Source organism: Neobacillus drentensis (assembly GCF_036962765.1).
GTDB lineage: Bacteria > Bacillota > Bacilli > Bacillales > Cytobacillaceae > Neobacillus > Neobacillus drentensis_C.
In genome coordinates this window covers 5,714-13,885 of the sequence record NZ_JBALOS010000190.1, presented here as the reverse complement: position 1 = coordinate 13,885, position 8,172 = coordinate 5,714, and the positions used below count along the sequence as shown (strand labels likewise).

The following is an 8,172-nucleotide window of genomic DNA, read 5'->3' as shown; positions in this document are numbered from 1 at the left end:
CATTTATAAAATTCTCCCATCACTTACCAATTAAGCTTCGGTAAACGAACCTCAATTACTATATCACACTTCGTATAAAAATAAAAACAAAAATCATGCTATTTCTAACTTTACTCATCAACAAAAATCTACATCATTTGCTAATTGTTCAGCCGCTTTTTCCCCAATTAACATATGAAATTAATGATCTCACATCGTGATATACTTTCTATTTCTATGTCATGTCATGGTGGGACATGACTATTTTCAATCCTCAATATTATAAGACGAAGATGATTTCATTTAGTTTCATTTTTTTATATTTAATTGGGCCCTCCACTTAAATACTTATCGCATTTATGTCTTTTGAGGTCATCATTTCTACATATCATAAACCTGTATGTTTGAGGGAGCAATATGAATTTAGTCTTATCTTTTGCTCGTGGGAAGCCACCGGTTCTTTGAATGAACTAAGTAAACATTGGAAAGTATATACACAGAGGAAACAAGTTAAAAAAATTTTAAAAAGGAGAATACTATGCCCAGAATAAGGCCTGAATTTACAAAAAGCCCATATTTTGTTGATGAACCAGGGAATTGGCATTTAAAGACTGGTGCTCCGAAGGAATTACAAATCGAGCTTGATTCTTATCTAAATAGTCTGGGAGATGTTGATGAGCCAGGTACAATTAATGGTATACATATCGACTATCCTTAGGAACGTATAAATGCCCACTATACTATAGAAGAAAGCTGTTGCTTTCTTTACCTAAACATGAAAACCATTCCCAAACAAAAGACTAGGAGTGAATATAATGAATGTTAACCGAGTAAAGCAGATTTTGTCATCTTCTGCAGATATTGAAGTCAAATATAATGGTGCATCAGTATGGATTGACCAATTAAATGAAGATGGAAATACCGCAACTGTTCATTTACGCGGACCATTGGAAGAACGATCAGTTGTAGAAATTGGTGAGTTAATCGAAGAATAATTCCTCTAGAAGTTAATGTAATTAAAATCTTATCTTAATCAAAAAATTAAAAGGCAGGAAAGTATTCCTGCCTTAAACCATGTCTTCATTTTCCTTTTCAATATCATTAGGTTCTGGTTGAACTCCTTGAACAATCCCCCCAAGAACCTCTCTATTATTCCTATTGGCATCTTTTCCTGCACCTGGTGCTATATTAGCCATAGGAAGCTGCTCTAATTCTTTACCTCTTGGCATTTTCCTCACTCCTTACTGTTATGGTAACCATTTAGTTTGAAGTTTAGTTAACCAACTTTTGGTTAATGATTAATAATGCTGTGCTTTGCTAATAGTTGTAAAGTCATGTCATCCATCGGAGGATTATGTAGCCCTGCTCGCACATCTCTATAATATCGCTGCAATGGATTACTCAAGGAAAGACTTTTTGCTCCAACGATTCTCATTGCCAAATCAACAATTTCGATTGCCAAATTGGTCACTGTAAATTTGGCGGCCCCTAACGCTGCACTCATTCTTTCCCTATCTTGAACGTATGAAGCATCCCACTGTTTGGCAACTCCATACAAAAAGTACTCCGACTGCATTACTTTCAACTCAATTTCACCCAGTTTTTGTTGGACATTTGGCAAATCAATGATTGGTCCAACTATACTATTTGGTGAATACTCCTTTGCAAATTGAATTGCGTATCTTTGGGCAGCTTTTGCTATGCCCAGATAACATGCTGGTATGTGTAAAAGCCATCCATTCGCTTTTTTAGCAGCCGAACTTAACTCTTCAACTAGATAATCGTTAGGAACCAAACAATTATCCAATAGTAAGTCATGACTTCCTGTTCCCCTTAGCGCGATACTGTCCCAAGTTTCTTCAATATTTATTCCTTTTGTTGTCCGTGGGATCAAAAAATTTGCCACTTCATCGGTTTCTTTAATTGTTGCACTAACAATAAAGAAATCGAGGACAGGTGACATGGTGGTAAATGTTTTTCTCCCTTTTATAACCCAGCCATTTTGACATTTTTCTGCAGTGGTTTCCGGTCTTCCTCCTCGTGTAGGACTCCCTGTTTTCGGTTCACTTTGAGCACTATTGATTAATGCACCATTTTTTACTTGTTCACAAAGATACTTAAAGACTGGTTCCTTCCATATGTTTTTTTCAGCTAAATTCATCATAATTCCCATATGCCATCCGATGGAAAGTGCAGTTGCCCCATCCCCTTCGGCTATCGTTTCTTGGAGCCGAATGAGTTCATAAAGTGTGATTTCCTTTCCACCATATCTAGAAGGCACAGTTAATGTTGTGTAACCTGTATTTTTAAGATCCTTTATATTGGCATAGGGAAAACTACCTTCAATGTCTATTTGATGTGCTCGCATTAGGAATTGTTTTGCAAGGTTATTCATTAAATCTATTCGTTCATCTATTGTCTGTTTTTCTAGAAAATTCATTTATCTCTCTCCTATTCAATTACCAAATATTTTTATAAGTTTGTGTCAAATGTGTGTCATAACTCACTGATAGGTACTTCAGAATATTTTATAATACAAGAAGTAAATTTTTCCGGGCCAATGAACCACTTTCCTACTATATAACAACAGATAAAGGAAATAATAATAAGTTTGAAGGGGGATTATTATGAAGCAAGGTCCAAAACAATTATTTATACAAACAGGAAGCTTGGTAGCTGGTTTTATGGTTTGGGTCCTTATATCATCACTTATGCCTTTTATCAAGGTAGATATTAAACTTACTTCTACCCAAATAGCATGGGCAACTGCAGTCCCTGTGATCCTTGGATCTCTACTTCGCGTTCCAATTGGCTATTGGACGAACCGCTATGGTGCTCGACTTTTATTTACAATCAGCTTCATAATCCTACTTATTCCTATTGCGTTGTTAAGCTATGCTAATTCTCTACTAACGCTAATCATTGGCGGGTTATTACTTGGGATTGGTGGTGCTGTTTTTTCGGTTGGCGTGACCTCTCTTCCGAAATATTATGAAAAATCAAAGCATGGGTTTATTAATGGGATTTACGGAGCAGGAAATATTGGAACAGCGATTACTTCCTTTTCAGCGCCTGTTCTTGCCAACGCATACGGTTGGAGAGACACCATTAAAATTTTCCTATTAGTTGTCCTATTCTTTGCTCTTTTAAATTTTATCTTTGGAGACAGAAGGGAACGAAAAGTAAACATTTCCTTGCCAGACCAGATCAAAGAGGTATATAAAAATCCAAAACTATGGTTTCTAAGTTTATTCTATTTTATCACGTTTGGTTCATTTGTTGCCTTTACCATATACTTACCCTCGTTTTTAGTTAATCATTTTGAATTAGATAAAGTGGATGCAGGCTTGAGGACAGCTGGTTTTATTGCTTTGGCAACCGTTTTTAGACCGATTGGAGGTTGGTTAGGCGATAAAGTTAATCCATTTCTTATTCTAATGGCTGTTTTCTTTAGCCTAACTTTTGCAGGATTTCTTTTGTCTTTTACTCCATCACTGCCGATCTATTCTTTCGGTTGCTTATTAGTAGCTTTCTTTGCTGGAATAGGTAATGGCGCAATCTTTAAACTAGTTCCGTTATATTTTTCCAAGCAAGCTGGTATTGTGAATGGGATTGTTTCAGCTATGGGGGGACTTGGTGGTTTTTTCCCGCCCGTTCTTCTCACGATTCTCTTTGATTGGACTGGTCATTATGCCATTGGGTTTATGTCCCTTTCAGAGTTTTCGTTAGCAAGTCTGGTTATCGTAGTATGGCTATATTACCAAGATAAGCTTGATATTTCAGCGAAGATTGTAAATCATGCTTTAGACGGCATTTGTGTAACTGATGTTCATGGAATTATTCAAAGCGTTAATCCAGCATTCACAAAAATTACCGGCTACAGTCAAAAAGAGGTTGCAGGGAAAACCCCAAGTGTTCTTCAATCCGGTGAACACGGCAATGACTTTTATAAACAAATGTGGGAAAGCTTAAAGACAAACGGTGTTTGGGAAGGCTATATTTGGAATAAACGCAAAAATAATGAAATATACAGAGAATGGCTTACCATTACAGCAATTAAAGATGATGCAGGTGAAACCAAAAACTATGTAGGAATGTTTTATGAAGATATCGAAAAATCCTAGAAAAGCAGAACAAAAAGAGATCTTTCCCATGAAAGGTCTCTTTTTTCGTTAGCCTATGTTAAAGGTGAATGTTGATTTGATTTTTGGGAAATTCGCGGTACTCATCCAGGAATGTGAGCAGTTGAGACCCCTTAGTGAGACACGACCGAAGATGCTCACGGGCGAGCCGGAAGAAAGGGAGTGAATTTCAGTAAAAATCACCACTATCGGGTTAAATTATTACAACTTTTTGTCAAACCCCTTTCGTTCACAGTTCGTTCACTGATTTTGTGACGTACGTCACTAAATTCATGTTACCATCTGATTTATATTAATAACACAAACAACAAATCTTTAAAAATAAATTTTAAAAACAATTTAGGGGGAATAATATCATGGCCCGAATTAATTATTGGAATCCAGAAGACGAAAAATTCTGGAAAGCAGAAGGAAAAAAACATGCTCGACGTAATTTATGGATATCTGTACCTTCACTGATGCTCGCATTTATTGTTTGGCAAATTTGGTCCGTAGTAGCTGTTAGACTTAACGACATCGGCTTTCATTTTACGGAAGAACAACTTTTTACACTTGCAGCTATCCCTGGCCTTGTTGGTGCAACACTTCGCTTTCTTTATACCTTTGCAGTTGGCTCGATTGGTGGTAAGAACTGGACCGTTATTTCAACGGCGATCTTAGCCATTCCCGCAATTGGAATTGGATTTGCAGTCCAGAATCCGGACACACCATTTTCAATTATGTTATTACTAGCAGCTCTTTGTGGTCTAGGCGGCGGAAATTTCTCATCATCATCAGCAAATATCAGCTTTTTCTTTCCGAAAAAAGAAAAAGGAACAGCACTTGGAATTAATGGCGGTTTGGGTAACATGGGTGTTTCTGTAGTGCAATTCGTAACACCACTAATTATTACTTCAGGAACTTTTGCACTTGTTGGTGGTAAACAAGTGTTAGCGAATGGCCAGGAAGTTTGGTTACAAAACGCAGCATTTATCTGGGTTATACCCATTGTTATTTTAACAATTCTAGCCATGTTTAAAATGGATAATGTTCCAGGTGCAAAACAATCAGTAGCGGATCAATTTGTAATTGTAAAACGTAAACACACTTGGATTATGACAGCTCTTTATGTAGCAACGTTTGGTTCATTCATTGGTTACTCAGCGGCCTTTCCGCTCCTATTAAGATCACAATTTCCTGAGCACATTTCACTTGCCTTTCTTGGAGCATTAGTTGCAGCAGCAGCAAGACCTGTGGGAGGATGGCTTGCAGACAAAATGGGCGGCGCTAAAGTCACTGCATATGTGTTAGTCATCATGGGCATTGGCGCAGCAGGAGTTATATACTTCCTAAATGGAAAACAGTTTGCAGGGTTCTTAGTATCATTCTTAATTCTTTTCGTTGCATCTGGTATTGGTTCTGGCTCAACATTCCAAATGATCCCTAACCTTTTTATTCCAAAAGAAGCAGCACCAGTTATCGGGTTCTCTGCAGCATTTGCAGCGTATGGATCATTCTTTATTCCAAAGCTATTCGGGTGGTCCGTTAAAGCAACAGGCACTCCAGTCACAGCGTTTTACTTCTTTATCGGTTTTTACATTATCTCTTTTGCGCTCAACTGGTATTTTTATCAAAGAAAAGCAACAGCTGCTAAAACTCTTACACAGCAGGTCGGTTAATACCGATCTGTTTTTTTTAATCTCGCCCTGCGAAATTTACCTGTTCAATTCAGCTCCAGATGCTCGCTTTCTGTGGGCGGCCCGTGAGTCTCCTCGGTGCTTGAGAGTCGTCCAAGTTCTCCCTTGGCACACTTTCTCCCGCAGGAGTCTCGCGGCGCCATCCGCTCCAATCAACATAGTGGCACAATGCAGTGAGCTATAACTAAGCTAAAATAAAAAAACGCAGTAATTAAACTGCGTTCAAAAATTGTTTATAACCGTTCTATCGCAACCGCACATGCCTTATATTCAGCGGTACCTGAAATAGGATCATACTCATTTAATGTTAACACATTGGTTGGTGTTTCACTCCAATGGAAACTCATAAAAACTAAACCAGGGACTACTTGTTCTGTAATCTTTACCTTCACCTCAAGTTTCCCTCTTCGGGAACGGACCCGAACGACTTCACCATCCTTTATTCCAAGTACAGCTGCATCGTCCGGATGGATGTCAAGGGTCTCCTCTGTTTGTTTCACCTTAACCCCAGAGGCATAATGGCGAGTCTGAGAATGAGTATTATAAGATTCATAGCGACGGCCAGTCGTGAGCGTAAATGGATAGTTCTCATCAGGTAATTCTAACGGGGCCGTATAGTCTACTGGTACAAAAGGTGATTTTTTCGTTGGTGTTTCTTGTTGATGAAATCTCTCATGCATGATAAACGTCCCTGGATGATTCTCGTCAGGACACGGATAGTGAATACTATACTCTTTTTCAAGCCGTTCGTAGGAAATTCCGCCATACATCTCCCAGGCCAACTTTCTCACTTCATTCCAGATTTCTTCACTATTGTTATAACTCATAGGATACCCCATGAGTGTCGACAATTCACAAAGAATTTCCCAGTCCTCTTTCACATTTGGATGGGAATCTACTGCTTTTCGGGCTCTTTGTATTCTCCGATCAGTGTTTGTATAGGTACCATCCACCTCTCCCCATGAACGTGCAGGTAACACAACATCTGCCATTCTTGCCGTTTCGGTCATGAAAATGTCTTGGACAACCAACAAATCTAGTTTTTCGAACAATTTTTTCGTATGGTTCATATCCACATCAGCAAGAAGTGGATTTTCACCAATAATATAAAGGGCCTTCAGTTCACCCATATCTAAGCGATCAAACGTACGAGTTTGGGTATCTCCTGCTTGCGGGTTTAATTCAACCTTCCATTCCTTTTCATAACGGGCACGATATTCTTCATTTGCTAAACTCATCGCTCCGGCTAATTGGTTAGGAAGACAGCCCATATCTCCAGCACCTTGGACATTGTTTTGGCCTCTTAATGGCATAATTCCTGATCCTGGTTTCCCTATGTTTCCAGTCAATAACGCTAGATTAGCGATATCGAAGACATTATTAACACCACAGTGATGCTCTGTTATACCAAGTGTGTATGCAATCATTGAACAACTGGATAAAGCATACTCCCTTGCCGTTTCGACAATATCCTCTGCACGCAATCCAGTAATCGTTGCTGCATACTCAGGTGTATATGGCTCCACTTGTTTTTCTAGTTTTTCAAAGTCCACTGTAAATTGCTTAATAAATTCAGCGTTAAATAAACCCTCTTTAAGAATGACTCGGATAAAAGCATTGATAAGGGCAATATCTGAACCGACATTTATTTGCAAATGACGATGTGCTACTTTAACCATATCAATCTTTCGTGGATCAATGACGATAATTTTCAGCCCCGCTTTTGCAGCCTTTTTCATTCGATTAGCAATAATTGGGTGTGCCTCTGTTGTATTCGAGCCCATTAGAAGTAATACTTCAGCACGGTCAAAATCTTCAAGTGTGTTCGTTGGGAAACCGCTTCCAAAAACAGTTGCCAGACCGGCAACGCTAGGAGCGTGTCAGGTACGGTTACAGCCATCTATGTTATTACTTTTAATGACTGTCCTCATAAATTTTTGGGTAACATAATTGGATTCATTCGTGGACCGAGCACAAGCAAACATTGATATAGAGTTTGATCCCCATGATGATTTAATGTGGGATAACTTACTTGCAATGTATTGATAGGCTTCATCCCAAGTTGTTTCAACCAACTTCCCTGCTTTACGAATAAGTGGTGAGGTTAATCTATTTTTTGCATGTACATATTCGTAGGCAAATGCACCTTTTACACATGTTTGTCCTTTGTTGACTGGTGCTTCTTTGTCACCACGGATTTTCATAATTCTGTTGTCTTGAACTTCAAGAACTAAACCACATCCCGTACCACAATAACCGCAAATTGTTTTAACTAAATTTGTTTCACCCAACCTGTTCACTCCCCCTCTAAAATCATTTGTACCTCTATCATCATAATAATCTATATATTCTAAATGTAGATTCCTTTTTTAAAA

Annotated in this window: 7 protein-coding genes; 4 read left to right on the top strand and 3 right to left on the bottom strand. The window is 38.4% G+C overall.

Annotation, left to right across the window (positions count from 1 at the left end; translation table 11 throughout):
• The first annotated feature begins 517 nt into the window (after nucleotides 1–517).
• Complete coding sequence (locus tag V7137_RS21770) at nucleotides 518–697, top strand: hypothetical protein (protein WP_335700005.1); 180 nt, start codon at nucleotides 518–520, stop codon at nucleotides 695–697.
• A 97-nt stretch (nucleotides 698–794) separates the two neighbouring features.
• A complete protein-coding gene (locus tag V7137_RS21765) occupies nucleotides 795–974 on the top strand; it encodes an H-type small acid-soluble spore protein (protein WP_335700004.1) in 180 nt (59 codons plus the stop codon).
• A 72-nt stretch (nucleotides 975–1,046) separates the two neighbouring features.
• Here the strand turns inward: V7137_RS21765 and V7137_RS21760 are convergent, their stop codons facing one another.
• Nucleotides 1,047–1,208 (bottom strand): hypothetical protein, encoded by a 162-nt coding sequence (locus tag V7137_RS21760; protein ID WP_218348669.1) that lies wholly within the window; start codon nucleotides 1,206–1,208, stop codon nucleotides 1,047–1,049.
• A 62-nt stretch (nucleotides 1,209–1,270) separates the two neighbouring features.
• Entirely contained in the window at nucleotides 1,271–2,419 is a 1,149-nt protein-coding gene (locus tag V7137_RS21755; RefSeq protein ID WP_335700003.1) for an acyl-CoA dehydrogenase family protein, read from the bottom strand.
• Between the two features lie 187 nt (nucleotides 2,420–2,606).
• Between V7137_RS21755 and V7137_RS21750 the strand changes: the two genes are divergently transcribed.
• On the top strand, nucleotides 2,607–4,103 hold the full coding sequence (locus V7137_RS21750; protein ID WP_335700002.1) for an MFS transporter: 1,497 nt from the start codon (nucleotides 2,607–2,609) through the stop codon (nucleotides 4,101–4,103).
• A 374-nt stretch (nucleotides 4,104–4,477) separates the two neighbouring features.
• Nucleotides 4,478–5,779, top strand: coding sequence for a NarK family nitrate/nitrite MFS transporter (locus V7137_RS21745; protein ID WP_335700001.1), 1,302 nt, complete (start codon nucleotides 4,478–4,480; stop codon nucleotides 5,777–5,779).
• A gap of 251 nt (nucleotides 5,780–6,030) precedes the next feature.
• Here the strand turns inward: V7137_RS21745 and fdhF are convergent, their stop codons facing one another.
• Nucleotides 6,031–8,097 carry a formate dehydrogenase subunit alpha gene (gene fdhF, locus V7137_RS21735; RefSeq protein WP_420490159.1) on the bottom strand — a complete coding sequence of 689 codons (2,067 nt, stop codon included), beginning with the start codon at nucleotides 8,095–8,097 and terminating at the stop codon, nucleotides 6,031–6,033.
• Between the last annotated feature and the right edge of the window lie 75 nt (nucleotides 8,098–8,172).

Coding starts and splice junctions, on each gene's coding strand:
- V7137_RS21770 (WP_335700005.1), top strand. CDS start 518: ATGCCCAGAATAAGGCCTGAATTTACAAAAAGCCCATATTTTGTTGAT.
- V7137_RS21765 (WP_335700004.1), top strand. CDS start 795: ATGAATGTTAACCGAGTAAAGCAGATTTTGTCATCTTCTGCAGATATT.
- V7137_RS21760 (WP_218348669.1), bottom strand. CDS start 1,208: ATGCCAAGAGGTAAAGAATTAGAGCAGCTTCCTATGGCTAATATAGCA.
- V7137_RS21755 (WP_335700003.1), bottom strand. CDS start 2,419: ATGAATTTTCTAGAAAAACAGACAATAGATGAACGAATAGATTTAATG.
- V7137_RS21750 (WP_335700002.1), top strand. CDS start 2,607: ATGAAGCAAGGTCCAAAACAATTATTTATACAAACAGGAAGCTTGGTA.
- V7137_RS21745 (WP_335700001.1), top strand. CDS start 4,478: ATGGCCCGAATTAATTATTGGAATCCAGAAGACGAAAAATTCTGGAAA.